Origin of the sequence: Ruegeria sp. HKCCD7221, assembly GCF_013031225.1 — a bacterium.
Classification (GTDB): Bacteria; Pseudomonadota; Alphaproteobacteria; order Rhodobacterales; family Rhodobacteraceae; genus Ruegeria.
The window spans coordinates 446,759-461,357 of the sequence record NZ_WPZE01000001.1 but is presented as its reverse complement, the minus strand read 5'-3'; the positions used below and the strand labels follow the sequence as shown (position 1 = coordinate 461,357).

General features: G+C 57.1%; 14 protein-coding genes and 1 riboswitch. Of the genes, 6 read left to right on the top strand and 8 right to left on the bottom strand.

All coding sequences use genetic code 11. From position 1 onward, the window contains the following. Nucleotides 1–3: 3 nt before the first annotated feature. Nucleotides 4–525 (bottom strand): DUF6446 family protein, encoded by a 522-nt coding sequence (locus tag GOX73_RS02310; RefSeq protein WP_171122843.1) that lies wholly within the window; start codon nucleotides 523–525, stop codon nucleotides 4–6. 91 nt (nucleotides 526–616) lie between these two features. On the opposite strand from GOX73_RS02310, the gene GOX73_RS02305 reads away from it, so the two are divergent. Then, nucleotides 617–1,249, top strand: coding sequence for a MarC family protein (locus tag GOX73_RS02305; protein WP_171122841.1), 633 nt, complete (start codon nucleotides 617–619; stop codon nucleotides 1,247–1,249). A gap of 8 nt (nucleotides 1,250–1,257) precedes the next feature. Here the strand turns inward: GOX73_RS02305 and GOX73_RS02300 are convergent, their stop codons facing one another. Beyond that, nucleotides 1,258–2,187: a glycine--tRNA ligase subunit alpha gene (locus GOX73_RS02300; protein WP_171122838.1), complete on the bottom strand. Its 930-nt coding sequence runs from the start codon at nucleotides 2,185–2,187 to the stop codon at nucleotides 1,258–1,260. A 205-nt stretch (nucleotides 2,188–2,392) separates the two neighbouring features. Here GOX73_RS02300 and GOX73_RS02295 point away from each other — a divergent pair, with 205 nt between their 5' ends. Next, entirely contained in the window at nucleotides 2,393–4,126 is a 1,734-nt protein-coding gene (locus tag GOX73_RS02295; protein WP_171122836.1) for a serine protease, read from the top strand. A gap of 48 nt (nucleotides 4,127–4,174) precedes the next feature. On the opposite strand, the gene GOX73_RS02290 is transcribed toward GOX73_RS02295, so the two are convergent. Continuing rightward, the gene (locus GOX73_RS02290) at nucleotides 4,175–5,749 is read right to left on the bottom strand and encodes a thiamine pyrophosphate-binding protein (protein ID WP_171122834.1); all 1,575 of its coding nucleotides are present in this window, start codon (nucleotides 5,747–5,749) and stop codon (nucleotides 4,175–4,177) included. Beyond that, nucleotides 5,749–7,197, bottom strand: coding sequence for a TrkH family potassium uptake protein (locus GOX73_RS02285; protein ID WP_171121077.1), 1,449 nt, complete (start codon nucleotides 7,195–7,197; stop codon nucleotides 5,749–5,751). The genes GOX73_RS02290 and GOX73_RS02285 overlap by 1 nt, the downstream gene beginning before the upstream one ends. Here GOX73_RS02285 and GOX73_RS20980 point away from each other — a divergent pair. After that, on the top strand, nucleotides 7,196–7,735 hold the full coding sequence (locus GOX73_RS20980) for a hypothetical protein (protein WP_171134766.1): 540 nt from the start codon (nucleotides 7,196–7,198) through the stop codon (nucleotides 7,733–7,735). The genes GOX73_RS02285 and GOX73_RS20980 overlap by 2 nt on opposite strands. Nucleotides 7,736–8,301: 566 nt before the next feature. Here the strand turns inward: GOX73_RS20980 and folE2 are convergent. Both folE2 and metZ read right to left on the bottom strand, forming a co-directional pair. Beyond that, nucleotides 8,302–9,405: a GTP cyclohydrolase FolE2 gene (folE2, locus tag GOX73_RS02275; protein ID WP_171122830.1), complete on the bottom strand. Its 1,104-nt coding sequence runs from the start codon at nucleotides 9,403–9,405 to the stop codon at nucleotides 8,302–8,304. 172 nt (nucleotides 9,406–9,577) lie between these two features. Further along, a complete protein-coding gene (metZ, locus tag GOX73_RS02270) occupies nucleotides 9,578–10,768 on the bottom strand; it encodes an O-succinylhomoserine sulfhydrylase (protein WP_171122828.1) in 1,191 nt (396 codons plus the stop codon). 65 nt (nucleotides 10,769–10,833) lie between these two features. Continuing rightward, a riboswitch (SAM riboswitch) is annotated at nucleotides 10,834–10,911 on the bottom strand. Nucleotides 10,912–11,135: 224 nt separating this feature from the next. Here metZ and GOX73_RS02265 point away from each other — a divergent pair. Then, a complete protein-coding gene (locus tag GOX73_RS02265; RefSeq protein ID WP_171122826.1) occupies nucleotides 11,136–11,825 on the top strand; it encodes a glutathione S-transferase N-terminal domain-containing protein in 690 nt (229 codons plus the stop codon). Between the two features lie 38 nt (nucleotides 11,826–11,863). Here GOX73_RS02265 and GOX73_RS02260 read toward each other — a convergent pair whose 3' ends face one another. Beyond that, the gene (locus GOX73_RS02260; RefSeq protein WP_171122824.1) at nucleotides 11,864–12,628 is read right to left on the bottom strand and encodes a hypothetical protein; all 765 of its coding nucleotides are present in this window, start codon (nucleotides 12,626–12,628) and stop codon (nucleotides 11,864–11,866) included. A gap of 219 nt (nucleotides 12,629–12,847) precedes the next feature. Then, the gene (locus GOX73_RS02255) at nucleotides 12,848–13,282 is read right to left on the bottom strand and encodes an OB-fold nucleic acid binding domain-containing protein (protein WP_171122822.1); all 435 of its coding nucleotides are present in this window, start codon (nucleotides 13,280–13,282) and stop codon (nucleotides 12,848–12,850) included. Nucleotides 13,283–13,409: 127 nt separating this feature from the next. On the opposite strand from GOX73_RS02255, the gene GOX73_RS02250 reads away from it, so the two are divergent. Both GOX73_RS02250 and GOX73_RS02245 read left to right on the top strand, forming a co-directional pair. Continuing rightward, nucleotides 13,410–13,733, top strand: a complete 324-nt coding sequence (locus GOX73_RS02250) for a 2Fe-2S iron-sulfur cluster-binding protein (RefSeq protein WP_171121070.1) — start codon at nucleotides 13,410–13,412, stop codon at nucleotides 13,731–13,733. Continuing rightward, nucleotides 13,733–14,509, top strand: a complete 777-nt coding sequence (locus tag GOX73_RS02245) for a VCBS repeat-containing protein (protein ID WP_254429107.1) — start codon at nucleotides 13,733–13,735, stop codon at nucleotides 14,507–14,509. Before GOX73_RS02250 ends, GOX73_RS02245 begins: the two co-directional genes overlap by 1 nt. Nucleotides 14,510–14,599 lie beyond the last annotated feature (90 nt).

Here is a 14,599-nt window from a genome sequence, read left to right as displayed (position 1 = left end):
CCCTCAACTCTCGGGTCGGGGTGGGCATTCCTCACCCACTACCGTTCCGTCATAGGCTTTCTCACCGCAATTATTTAGCGCGTGCCAGACAAAACCTTTGCCATCTTCTGTAATGGCGACAATGCGATCAACGCCGTAGTGGATGTTTTTGACCCCTACAAACGCGCGGGCCTGCCCCGATTTCAAAGCATCTGCGATGGCTATCGCATCATAACATTCGAACCAGCTTGGGGCCGTCAACGGCTCGGGGCTTTCGGCAGGCAAGAAGGCTGACAAAGTCGAAGCGTTTTCTTCTGTCTCAAAACAGGCCCGATACCGGATCGGCGAGCTGTCGGCGTCAATCGCCTGAAAAGCGGTGTGTTCAAGGGGAATGGACGTTTCACCATCCGCGGACAAAAGAACGACATCCTGATCCGAACCGGGTTCGACCGAATAATAAAACCCATAGACCTGTAAGTAGTACATGGCCGCACCAGCGATGCCAGCCGACACAAGCAACAAAATAGCAAGCAGTTTTCCGGTCATAGTTTCCACACCCCGATCACGCGACCTCTTTCAAACTTGCGAAAAATGCGACAGGTTTCAATCCAATACAGGTTGAGTTGAGGCACACGGAATGGACCCCACCCTTGCCGCCGGTTTTTTCGGCGCGTTGTTCGCAATCATGAACCCCATCACCAACCTGCCCGTCTTCCTGAGCGTGACAGATGGCCTGTCGCCCGCCGATCAAAGAAAGGTCGCGACCAAGACCGCACTTTATTGCCTGATACTGGGTGGAGCGTTTGCCGCTGTTGGCAACAAAACCCTTGGTCTTTTCGGCATCAGCGTGGACGACCTGCGTGTCGCGGGCGGGTTGGTTGTTCTCATGATTGGGCTGAACATGCTGAACGGGAACGAAAGCACCTCTCATCACGGGACGGAAGGAGAAAAACAATCCTACCCCAAGCCCGAAACCGTAGCTTTCTATCCGTTGGCCTTCCCCATTCTTGTTGGGCCCGGCACGATCACGACGCTGATCCTGTATGCGCACCACGTTTCCAAACCCGTTGACGCCATGATCTACTCGGGCGTTTTTCTGGCGGTGCTGTTCTTGCTGTTCATCACCTTCTGGAACGCATCGGCATTTGCCAAGCGGCTGTCTGCAAACGCCCGCGTCATCATGAGCCGTTTCATGGGCATGATCCTGTCGGCCATCGCAATCGGGATGATTGCAGACGGCCTGAAGGTTCTGTTGCCCGGTTTGGCGTGATCGAGGCATCAGGCCTCGAACCCGGCGGCCTCAGTCATCACAAAGGCGTCGGCGCATTGCTTGGCCAACGCCCGAACACGACCGATATAAGCCTGCCGCTCAGTGACCGAGATCACCCCCCGCGCGTCCAGCAGATTGAAAATGTGGCTGGCCTTGATGCATTGATCATAAGCCGGATGCGCCATCACGATCCGCTTGCCGGTTTTCGGGTCGTCATGTTCCTGCGCCAAAATAGTGGCGCACTCGGCCTCGGCCTCTTCGAAATGCCGCAGCAGAACCTCAGTATTGGCCACGTCAAAATTCCAGCGGGCGTATTCCTCTTCGGTCTGCTTGAAGATATCACCGTATTTCAATGGGCTGGGGGATTGGGGATCGTTGAACGGCATGTCCATAACATGATCGATGCCCAGCACATACATGGCCAGACGCTCAAGGCCATAGGTCAGCTCGCCTGAAACAGGCGCGCAGTCATGGCCGCCGACCTGCTGGAAATAGGTGAACTGGCTGACTTCCATACCGTCACACCAGACTTCCCAGCCCAGCCCCCACGCGCCAAGGGTGGGGCTTTCCCAGTCATCCTCGACAAAACGGATGTCATGCAGATCCATGTCGATCCCGATCGCCGCAAGCGACCCCAGATACAGCTCTTGCAGGTCCGGCGGGCTGGGTTTGATCAACACCTGATACTGATAATAGTGCTGCAGCCGGTTCGGGTTTTCACCGTATCGCCCGTCTGTGGGGCGACGCGAGGGCTGCACATAGGCGGCAGCCCAAGCCTTTGACCCCAATGCGCGCAACGTGGTCGCCGGGTGGAACGTACCTGCGCCAACTTCCATGTCGTAGGGCTGTAGAATGGCACACCCTTTCGAGGCCCAATAGGTTTGTAGCCGCAGGATTATCTCCTGAAAAGAACGAGGTGCGCTGGACTGTTCGGTCATGACTTTCCCTTTGGGCGGATTTGCGCCCGGTTCCGATGGGTTTTGCCCTTCCTATGCAAGGGGCCAATGGGCGTCAACGTCCCAGTGCACCTTGGCTGTCACTGGACCGCCACACTGGAAATTCCCCGTAATCGGGGCATAGCGTTCAATGGTGCAAATCGCTTAGTCTGACCCAAAGATAAAACACTGCGGACACGGGCAGACAATGACACGCATATTCACTGCAATTCTGTTTCTATTCTTCTTTGGCGTGCGCGCCGTATTTGCGCAGCAAGACGCTGGCGTCTGGGTTCAGGTCGAGGCACAGCCCTCACTTCGTGAGGCGCAGGAACGGGCGCAGGTTTACGCCAACGTATTGCCAGACGTGAACGGATTTCGCCTCAACTCTGGCTGGTATGCCATTGTAATCGGACCATATTTGCAAAACGACGCCGAGCAGGTCCTGAGGGTTTACCGCGCTGAGGGCCAAATCCCCGCTGACAGCTACATCGCGTTCTCAAACTCATTGGAGCAGCAGTTCTGGCCCGTCGGAGTCAACATTCTGGATCGAGGGGTCGTAACGCCACCTGTCGAGCCTGCGGCCGAGCAGCCCGTGACAGGACTAACGCACCAAGTTTCAGATGAAAGCCGCGCGCAAGCCCTTCAGAGCGAGCGTCTTTTGACCGCACAGGAACGTAAAGACCTGCAGACGGCGCTTCAGGCCGCCGGGTTCTATAACTCGACAATCGACGGCGCGTTCGGTCCGGGCACACGCCGGTCGATGGGCGATTGGCAACGATTCAATGGATTTGAGGCTACAGGCGTTCTGACCACCGCCCAAAGGCAGGCACTGATGGATGCCTACAATGCACCCCTGATCAGTGTAGGCATGGCACGCCATAACGACCCGCAGGCCGGGATAAATATGGACATGCCACTGAGCGTGGTTGAATTCGAGCGGTACGAGGCGCCATTCGCTCATTTCAACGGCACCTCAAGTCTGGACGCCAAAGCCTTGCTGATCAGTCAGGACGGCGGCAAGGACACGCTGCGCGCGCTCTACGAAGTTATGCAATCGCTTGAGATCATCCCCTTGGAGGGCCCAAGACAGTTGCGCGCAGACAGCTTTATGATCGAAGGGCGCGGAAACGACATCGTGTCCTATACACAAGCACAATTGAAAGACGGCGCAATCAAAGGCTTTACCCTTGTCTGGCCCGACGGGGACGAGGCGCGCCGCGCGCGCGTTCTGGCCGCGATGAAAGCCAGCTTCACGACAACTGACGCTGTTCTGGACGCGGGTGCAGGGGCGAACGCAGATCAGCGCGTCGACCTTGTATCTGGTTTGCAGGTGCGCAAACCGCGTCTTTCACGCTCGGGGTTCTTCGCGGATTCCAGCGGTACGGTTCTTACCGTTTCCGAGGCAGCCGACACTTGCGCACGCGTGACACTGGACGACGAGCAAGAGCTGCAGGTTGCCTGGACCGACGCGGATTTAGGTGTCTCTGTCCTGCGGCCCAAAAACAATCTTGCGCCGATCAGCATTGCGGAATTCAACTCTGACACGCCCAGAATTCAATCCGAAGTGGCGGTTTCGGGGTTCTCTTACGAGGGGGCATTGGGTGCTCCGACACTGACATACGGCCAAGTGGCAGACATCCGCGGCCTGAACGGTGAAGAAGGTGTGAAACGCCTGGCATTGGCCGCCCTACCCGGCGACGCGGGCGGCCCGGTTTTTGACGATAGTGGCCAAGTGGTTGGCATGTTGCTGCCAACACCGTCAGACGGGCGCACCCTGCCCGCCTCGGTCAGTTTGGCAGCGTCAGCGGCACGTCTGAACGAAATTTTAGATAAGGCTGGCGTATCGGGGCAGTCCGGGCAGGCCACGGCACAGGTTACTCCGAATGAACTGAATCGCCGGGCCACGGGAATGACGGTATTGGTTCACTGTTGGGACTAACCAAGAGCCCAGTAAACCAAAGCGCCGCTCATTCGAGCGGCGTTTTTTTCAGACAATGTCCGGAGTGACTCGGATCAGCGTCGGGACCGGAGCGTCGAGTGCTGCCCGCACAGCCTTTTGCATTTCATCCAGACTGGATGGTTCTGCCGACAACGCACCAAATGCCTCGGCCAGTTTGCAAAAGTCGGGATTGTGCGCAACGACAGCATTGGGCGCAATCTGGCCACGGACCATGCTGTCCTCAATCTCTTTTAGCTTACCGTTATCCCACAGGATTATGGGCAATGAGAGCCCCAATTCAACCGCAACGCCCAGCTCCATCATCGTGTAGTGAAAACCATAGTCGCCCGCGATGACGGCTGTCGGCTTTCCGCGGCGGGCCACGGCTCCACCGATTCCCGCAGGCAGCGCATACCCAAGGGTGCCGAACCCCGTGGGGTGATGCCAGAGATAGGGATAGGCCATATCCCAAACCTCTTTCGCGACATAGGCGAACTGGGTCATGTCTGAATAAATCATCGTATCAGCCGGCAACGCGTCGCGCAGTGCGTCGATCACGGGCACAACACCCGGACGCACGGCGTCGACTTCGGCTTTCCAACGGGCCCGGGCCTCGGCCACCTCTTCCTTCGCCCAACCGGTCGCGGGTTTCACATGGTCAATGGAGGCCCACAAAGCATGGGCGAAACTCTCACCATCCATTTGAAGTTTGACCGCAGCGCGATGGTGATCCGACAGCACTTTGGGATCCAGATCCACACGGACAAGGCTTGCCGTGTGGCCCAATTCGTTACGCCACAGGTCAACTTCGCCCAGTTCTGCGCCCACCGCGACGACCAGATCGGCCGACGCGATCACTTCGGCACTGCCCGGCCGCGACAAGTGGGCCCCAAAATCCAACGCATAATTCAGACCGGCCATGCCCCGACCTGCAAAAGTCGTAAAACAAGCGGCCCCCAATTGCGTCAGTATCTGACGCCAAAGGTTCGACCGCGTGCCTCCACCCAAAATGAACAATGGCCGCCGCGCGATGTTAAGCATTGACAGAACCGGAGCAACATCCGGCGGCTTGACGCTGGTCCTGAGCCCGAATTGGTTTGGAAATGGCGCGGCATCAGCCTCAGCCTCAAGCTGAGCAATCGGCACCTGAATATGTTTGGGACGCGGACGGGCCAGTGCAAACTCTTCAAACGCGCGCTCCACCAAACCATAAGCGGCCTGCGCGGTGTTGGCCTGACACGACCAGTCAGCCACGGCCTCAGCCGCGGCGCGCTGATCCTTCATCTGGTGCAACTGACCGCTCGCAGCCTGCGTTTCATCCAGACAGGACGAGATGACCAGCATCGGGACTGAATCCGAATAGCCCTGCCCCATCGGAGTCATGATGTTGCACAGGCCCGGCCCGGTTATCACATAGGCCACGCCGGGTTTGCCTGTCGCGCGGGCGTAACCGTCCGCCATAAAGCCCGCACCCTGTTCGTGCCGCGCCAATACGTGCGTTATGCCCGCCTCTTCGATACCGCGATACATCTCTTGGTTATGGACGCCCGGAATACCAAAGATCACATCCACACCACGCTCTTTCAGCATATGCGATATCTGCGCACCAAGCGGTCGTTTCATCAGCTTCTCCAGAATTGAACGGTGAACAGGGCATACACGGCCAGCAATTCGAGCCGACCCACCAGCATACCGATCGAAAGCAGCCACTTTGCCGTATCGCTTAGCCCTGCAAAATTACCAGCCGGGCCGATCTGTTCCCCCAGCCCCGGCCCCACATTGGCCAAGGCCGTCGCCGCCCCGGACACCGCCGTGATAAAGTCCAGCCCGGTCAAGGCCAATGCCCAGGCCAGAATGCCCATCGAAAGGACGAAAAACATGAAAAAGCTCATGACAGAAGTCAGCACGTCCGTTCCGATGGGGCGCCCATCGTAAAGCGGCATGAAGACCCCATGCGGCGATCGAATGCGCCTGATCTGGGTTTTGATCGAGGCGAACAACAATTGATAGCGGAAAACCTTGATGGAGCATGCGGTTGATCCCGCGCACCCGCCGATCAAGCCGATCAGGAAGAAGACCATCACTGGGAAGCTTCCCCAGGTCATGTAGTTCACACTGGCGTACCCGGTGCCCGAGATGATCGAGGTGATATTAAACAGGGATTGCCGAAACGCCTGCTCCCAGTGATGCGGGAAGACCCACAGCAAAAACACCGTCATGACCAGCACCAGCACAATGATGGTGATCAGGAACGTCCGTATTTGGCTATCCTGCCAAAGGGACCGCGTATTGCCATTTGCAAGCTGCACGTACCGCACAAAAGGAAGCGCGGCGAGGATCATGAAAATTGCCGCAGCGTACTCGGTCGGCCCGGAAAACGCTGCGAACGAGTCGTCATAGTTCGAGAACCCGCCCGTCGCGATCGTCGTCATCGCATGCACCAAAGCGTCGAAAAAGCTCATGCCAAAGCCCGCGTAGACCAGAACGCAGACGAAGGTCAGAAACACGTAGATCAGAGAAATCTGCCCGGCAATCTCCTGCGCACGCGGCAGGATTTTCCCCATGGTTTCAAACCCTTCAGAGCGGAAGATCTGCATCCCTCCGACACGGAGTTCGGGTAGGAACACCATCGCCACAACGATGATCCCGATACCCCCAAGCCACTGGAGCACACCACGCCACAGCAGCAACCCCTGAGGAAGGTCATCCAACCCCGAAATAACGGTAGAACCGGTCGTTGTCAGACCTGACATCGCCTCGAAATAGGCGTCAACAAAGCGCAGCTCAGTCTCACCGAACAGAAACGGAATGGCACCAAAGAAGGGCAGAGCCACCCAAACTCCGGTGGTCAGCAAAAAGGTCTGTCGAATTGTCAGACCTTCCCCGACCCCGTTGGAACAGCTCATTGCCAGAACCACTCCGGTCAGGACAGTGATGACGCCGCTTTCAAGGAAAACGTGCCATTCGCCGCGCCCCTCGATCAGGTCCGCAATCAACGGCAAAATCATGGTCGCCCCAAGAATGGCGACCAAGAGGCCAATCACATATCCAACCGGGCGCATATCCGTCATGAGGCGCAGCGTTGGCGCGCCTGCACGACGGTGTCAAGCAATAGTCCGGTTTTACTTGGTCGTTTTGCCGGTCGGCACTGGCATTGCCGGAGGTGTGGACGGGGCACGCGTTCGCCGCATAGGGGCCGCAGGCTTTTCCGCTTCGGCCTTCTGCGCAACAGTTTTTACAACCACTTTGCTTGGCGCTGCCGGTTTTGCAGCCGCAGGTTTCGCGGCAGCCGGTTTTGCGGTGGCTGTTTTGGTAGCCGCAGGTTTGCTGGCCGCCGGTTTTGCAGCCACAGGCTTAACAGTCACAGGTTTTGCGGGTGCAGGTTTGCTGACCTTAGGTTTCGGGGCAACCGGTGCAGCCGCCACCTTGGGCGCGGGCTTTGCAACAGTGGGTTTGGCCTGGGCAGTCTTAGCGACGGGTTTACGCGCTGCAGGTGCTTTCGGCGCAGCAGGCTTTGCGACTGTTGTCCGACCAGCGCGCGCCGCAGGTTTCGCATCAGGTTTGGCCGCAACACTTGCTGGTTTAGCTTTAGCCGCCGCTTTGGGTTGAGATGATTCGGCCTTGGGTTTTGCAACTGTCTTCGCAGCCACAGCGGGCTTTTCTTTCACAGTCGGCGCGGCCTTGCGCGCCGTTTTCCGTACGGTTGGCTTTGCCTTTGGCTTGGCTTTTGGCTTGGGTGTAACCGGCTCAGGTGCAGACGAAGACGTGTGCAACGCATGCACCGAGACAAACGGCAACTCCAATGCCGATTGCGTCAAAATATGCATTATTTTCATTTGGTTGCTAACCGCATAGCCCGCCATCTTGATGGCGGCAGCCTGAAATTCCAATGGCTGGATAATCGGGTTCATACGTAGTCTCTCCTCTGAAAACAACGCAGCCAGCCGAAGAGTAATAAGCCCTGCCCGCCGCGAAGTTTCGGGCGGAAAGCGATGTCGCGCAGTTTCAGGCGTCGCACGTCTCAGCTTCCTTCAGGAGTGGCCCGTACCGCCAAGAAACGGCCCTGCCACGGCTGCATTCCACATGAGCCTACTTCAAAGATTGTGCTGTTGCAGCATTTTTCGCTGCGATGCGGCAAAAACATGCCGTAAGGTCAATACTGAGACCTTAAAACCTCACCCGACGTGAAACAGAGTTGAAAACAGCTTTGGGTCCAGGCTGGCTGACACAAATGTCGGCCCTTCCGTCAGGACAGACACTGCGTCATGGCTGTGCAGGCTTTCTTGATGGCTGGCGATAACGCGGAAATCACCCACGTGATGGTCCGCCAGCAACTCGGCGCAGAATAGCCGCGCGGCATCTTCGACAAAAATCGGGTTGGCCGCATTAAGCTCGGCAAAGGCCTGTTCGTCCTCGCGCTTGACCATGACCTGCGTCTCCGTGGGCACCGCGCGGCGGCACAACGCAATCAGATCTTCGAACCACAGGCAATCTGCATCACAGTCCACCACAACGGAAATACGCGCAACCGAGCGCTGCGAATGTGGTGTTGCCAATTGGCCGCGCGTGGACCGCGCGTGTTCGCTCAGTTCCAGCGAACAGGGACAGGTCGAGGAATACACATAGTCCAGATGCATGATCTTCTGGCGCACGCCGTTCTGTTCGACCAGTTCCAGCGCGATATCGTAGTACTGATAGCCCTCAAGTCCCGAACGCAGGCTTTTCACCTTGTCGGGATAGGAAAACCGCATCTGTATCCGCGCGTCAAAGCTGTCCAGATCGGTCATGTAGTCGCTCAACGCAGCCTCCATGACCTCAAAACTGAATGTCCGCTCGGCATGTCTGTAAAAAGACCGCATGATCCGGGACATGTTGATGCCCTTTTTCTCGGCATCCAGACTGACCGTGCCGGTGACCGAGGTCTCAAGCGTCAGATCATCGCCCTGTTTACGGTGGAACCGGATCGGCAGGCGGAAGTTCGAGATGCCAACGTGCTGAATCTGCTGCTTTGCCCCACGGATCAGGCTGGACGGTCCGTTTTGAAGATCGGGCAGCGTGGAGCGATAGGCTGCGTCAACCTCGAACCCTTCGGGATACTCGCGCGACAGCGATGGATAGTTAACCGGCACCAGCCCCGGAACAAGGCGCGCGATTGCGGGATCAAGCTGGCTGATCTCGGCCTCGGTCGCGGTCTGGGCCCATTTGCGCAGCGTCTTCAGCGCGGCTGCGGCTTCGTCATTGTTTGGGGCTTCGTCAATGTCACGGGGATGCACGTTCATCGATCGGGTTTCCTTGGGGTTGGTCGCCGGACTATATACAGCTTTGGCGTGTTTACCAATTATTCTCTATACGTCGGAAAACACAGTCCGGATCGAATTTCGGTGCGGGAAAAGCAATTTACCACCCCGCACACTAACCTTTGACAAAACCCTATCAGGTCTGGACGCTTCCTTATCGCTGAGAAGCGGCCAATGCCTGCCTGATATCGGCAAGCAGGTCGCCTGCGTCCTCAAGCCCAACCGAAAAACGGATCAGGCCCGGTGTGATCCCCAATTCATCCTTCTGCGTGTCACTCAGGCGCTGATGGGTCGTCGTAGCCGGATGGGTTGCAATCGACTTTGCATCCCCAAGATTGTTTGAGATCACCGGAATCGTCATCGCGTTGAGGAAGGCAAATGCAGCCTCTTTTCCACCCTTGATGTCCAATGACAGAACCGTGCCGCCCTTGCCGCCTAGTTGAGACTGAACCAAAGCGTTCTGCGCGTGTGTCTTCAGGCCGGGATACAATATGCGTTCCAGCGCGGCATCCCCCTCTAACGCCTCGGCAATGATCTGGGCAGACTCGGCCTGCGCGTTGACCCGCAAGGTCATCGTTTCCAGACCTTTCAACATCACCCACGCGTTGAACGGGCTAAGCGCCCCCCCGGTGTGTTTGAGATACGGCTCGATAGTTCCGCGAATGAAATCCTTGGTGCTTATGATGACGCCGCCAAGCGCCCGCCCCTGCCCGTCAATGTGCTTTGTTGCAGAATAAACCACCACATCCGCACCTTGCTGGATCGCACGCGAGAAGACCGGGGTCGAAAAAACGTTGTCGACAATCACGGTCGCGCCGACAGCATGAGCAAGTTTGGCAACAGCCGAAATGTCGATCACTTCGAGCGTCGGGTTCGACATGGACTCGAAAAACACGGCTTTAGTATCCGGGCGGATCGCCGCTTGCCACGCGTCCAGATCGGTGCCATCTACAAACGTCACCTCGACCCCATAGCGGGTCAGGATGTTTTCAAGGATATACAGGCAAGAACCAAACAAAGCCTTGGCCGAAACCACATGGTCGCCCGCTTTCAGCATCGAGGTCAAAGCAGCATTCACCGCCGCCATACCAGACGCGGTGGCAAAGGCGTCCTCGCCCCCTTCCAACGCCGCGATGCGCTGTTCGAACATCGACACGGTCGGGTTCCCGTAGCGGGCATAAATGAACTCATCCGGGCCGGCTTCGATGAACCGTGCCTCGGCCTGTTCAGCGTTTTCGTAAACAAAGCCCTGCGTCAGAAAGATCGCCTCGGACACTTCGTTATATTGGCTGCGACGAATGCCGCCGTGGACGGCTTGGGTGCGTTTGTTCCAGCTCTCGCTCATCTCATTCCTCTCGGCCCTTGCCTAGCAAGGGCATCAAAAAAACCCCAGACGCGGTCAAGCGAAAGGGGCCTTTCATCCTGACCTTTTAGCGGTGTTATTTAGCGTGGCCCGCAATCCGGTAACAAATCGCCACGTATTACCTTGCGCTTACGCCTCAGTTGTCAGCGCGTCAACCCTGACCGGTGCAACGTCACGGGTCCGCTTCGCCCCGCTCACCCAAGCGCCATAGCGCCCAGGCAAAACGGTGCCACAATATCTTGTGCCGGGCATACCGCCGCTGGTCACGGCTTTTTGCCTTATCTCAGTCACAACAGCTATTGCCCTTCGGTCAGAAAGCCCCATGATCCTCTCAACCTGAGGAGACATCATGATCGACTTGTATTTCTGGCCCACGCCAAATGGTTGGAAGGCCTCCATCGCGCTGGAAGAGATGGAGTTGCCCTATACAACTCATCTGATCAACATCGGTAAGGGCGACCAATTCGACCCCGAGTTTCTGAAGATCGCTCCGAACAACCGAATGCCTGCAATCGTCGACCCAGACGGACCGGACGGACAGCCGATCTCGGTTTTTGAAAGCGGCGCGATCCTGATGTATCTGGCCCGCAAGACCGGCCGGTTCTATGGCACGACGGAACGAGATCGAGTGGCGGTTGAAGAATGGTTGATGTGGCAAATGGGCGGCGTCGGACCGATGGCGGGTCAGGCGCACCATTTCCTTAAATACGCCCCACAACTGGACCCGCCTCAGGACCTGCCCTACGCGAAAGATCGGTATCGCGCTGAGGTTGGCCGCTTGTACGGGGTGCTCGATCGTCGACTGGCTGAGAATGAATATGTTGCAGGTGACTTCTATTCTATCGCCGATATTTCGATCTGGGGATGGGCTAGCTTGTGGGAAGGACAACAGCAGGTGCTGGAAGACAAACCTCATTTCACCCGCTGGCTGGAAACCGTCAGCGCCCGCCCCGGTGTTCAAGCTGGTCGCGCACTACACGCCGAGCTGCGAGGAGATCACCGGGACAAGCAATCGCAGGGGGTTTTGTTCAAGCGGTGAGGCTGGCAGACTTTTGAACCGCGCCCGACTTGAAACTGCTAATATTGTGGTCGGTGATCACCGGCGTCGGACTCACCACCGCCGAAATGCCGCGCCAGATCGTTAATCGGGCTGCGATACGGCAAATCCCTGATGCAGACTGAGTCCAACCCTTGAGATTGCCTAAGGTGTGACAGCAGGTGATCTGAGCCAAAGTCCTCGATCCAGAACCCAATGGACTCAAACAGGTTGGATTCGCTTTTCTGTGTGATGGTTGAACAGAGCGACCGGCCCTTTCTCTGCTCTACGCGCAGTTCCTGAAGGTCGTACCTAATATCACCTTCGATATCGTATCCGTACATAATAAGCTGAAAGCACGCACCCTGCTCTTGGATTCGTGTGCGCTTTGTCATGATTTCCGTGGTCGGCAAATATGTCGCGGGGTCAAACGTGTTCATCTCGAAGGAAGTGGTGAAAAAACCGTCGGCGTCTGCTGGCCCGGTGGCATGAAATCCGTCATCCGCATCCGGTTTCGCCTTCAGGATTTCAAATGCCGCATCGGCAGACAAGGGAACCGACACGCGGGACTTGTCACGTATGGATCGGGATGGGATCGCGATCAGGACAAACATTGACATGTACAGGCCCAACCACAGAAATATGCCACCGAAAACGACAATGAATATCGTCCACAATACCGCCATGACGCCTTGGTCTCTGGGCATATATTCCGGCAGTGTTTCCAGCAGCGGCAGGAACATGAGCAGCAACCCCAACACTGTCGCCGCGCAAATCGTATCCCACCAGACGCGTGGATACACCATGATCAAACTCAGAATAGCGGTCGTGCACGCCAAGGCGACCCCTGCCTTTATGATCGGGTTCGCAATTAAATCCGCAGACCCAAACAGAGATATCCCAGCAAACCATCCTAAGAACGGGAGTGCCAAGCTGACGACAATCAGCCGTCTCAATCGAAAAATGCGGTATAAATATTTGTTTTTCATATTTCTTTTTCCAATAGTTGAATTGATGTCTATCATTCAACTAGGGCGGCAATATGACCGAAGTCGGATTTCAGCGTTTTGCACGGGTTTTCCGTCGCGCCCGCATACTCCCCCCACCAACACATCCAGCATTTCCGAGATATCTTCGATCTCTTCGGCGATCACATGGGTCACCGAATGCGCACGCTGCATACGCCCCGTGACCCGCAACAACCGCCCCGAGATCACGGCGCGGCGAAAGCGTTCATAGATCGCACGCCAGACCACCACGTTCACGATACCGGTCTCATCCTCAAGCGTCAGAAAGATCACCCCCTTGGCCGTCCCCGGCCTCTGCCGCAGGATCACCAACCCGGCAACGGCCACCCGCGCGCCTTCGGGTGGGTCGTCCAGCCGCTTGGCTGGCAGACAGGCAGGTGGGCGCGGCCAGTCTCGGTTTGAAACCGTAGGGCGAACAGGGGCAACAAGCATGAGAACAAAAATAGAACATACAGCCAGAAAGTCCAGACATAGCGCGCCAAGTCGCAAATGAGGCTGGTCAGACCTAAATGCCTTCACTAAGGAAGAATTCGACAATCGAAAAAGGAAGACGCACGCAATGGCAAAGATCACCTATGTCGAGCATGGCGGTACCGAGCATACTGTCGAGGTCGCCAACGGACTGACCGTCATGGAAGGGGCCCGCGACAACAACATCCCCGGCATCGAGGCCGATTGCGGCGGCGCCTGCGCCTGCTCGACCTGCCACGTCTATGTCCATCCCGACTGGGTCGAGAAAGTTCCCGCCAAGGATGACATGGAAGAGGACATGCTGGACTTTGCCTTTGAACCCGACCCTGCCCGCTCGCGCCTGACCTGCCAGATCAAGGTCACGGATGAGCTGGACGGTCTGGTCGTTCAGATGCCGGAAAAACAGATCTAATGCAGTCCAAAGCGCCGCGCCTGCCCGCTCGCCTGTGGCAACGCGGGACCCGCGGCGCGCTGCTGGCGTTTGGGTTATGGTTTTCCGGAGTTGGCTTCGCCACCGCCGCCGACACTGTAACTGCCGCACGGTACACCGAACCCACCACACGCTATGCCCATGGCGTTTTGGGGGACGATATCGAATATGGTGCACTGGAAATCACCGTTGAAAGCACCGACCCCAAGGAACGGTCGAACGAACAGTCGGTACTAACGATCCGACTGCCGCAGGACCGGGTGTTCGAGGACCTCGCCCCCCGATTGTCAGACGTTGACCTTGATGGAACAAACGAGGTCATCGTCGTGGAATCGCAGGAAAGCACCGGTGCACAACTCGCCATCTATAATGCACGCGGCGAAAAGATAGCTGCCACGCCTCATATTGGCACTCGCAACCGCTGGCTTGCCCCTGCAGGGATTTGGGATCTGGACAATGACGGCCAAATCGAAATCGCCTATGTAGATCGCCCGCACTTGGTCAAAACCCTGCGCATCTGGCGCTACTCGGACGGCAAACTTACTGAAATCGCTACTCTTCCCGGCCTGACCAATCACCGTATCGGAGATGCATTTATCGCTGGCGGTCTAGTCTATTGCACGACAGGTCCCGAACTGATCTTGGCAAGCGCCGACTGGTCCCGCATCATCAGCGTCACCTTTAGAAACGGCTGGATAAAAAGCGATCTCGGTCCGCTCAAAGACCGCAAGACCCTTACCCAAACCCCGAGCTGCTGATCCGCCCTTCATCTGGCTATAATATCCCGGGGAGCCGCCATTGGTGCAAGCGCCAATGGCGGCGGGGCAGCGCCCCTCGCCCCAAGAATT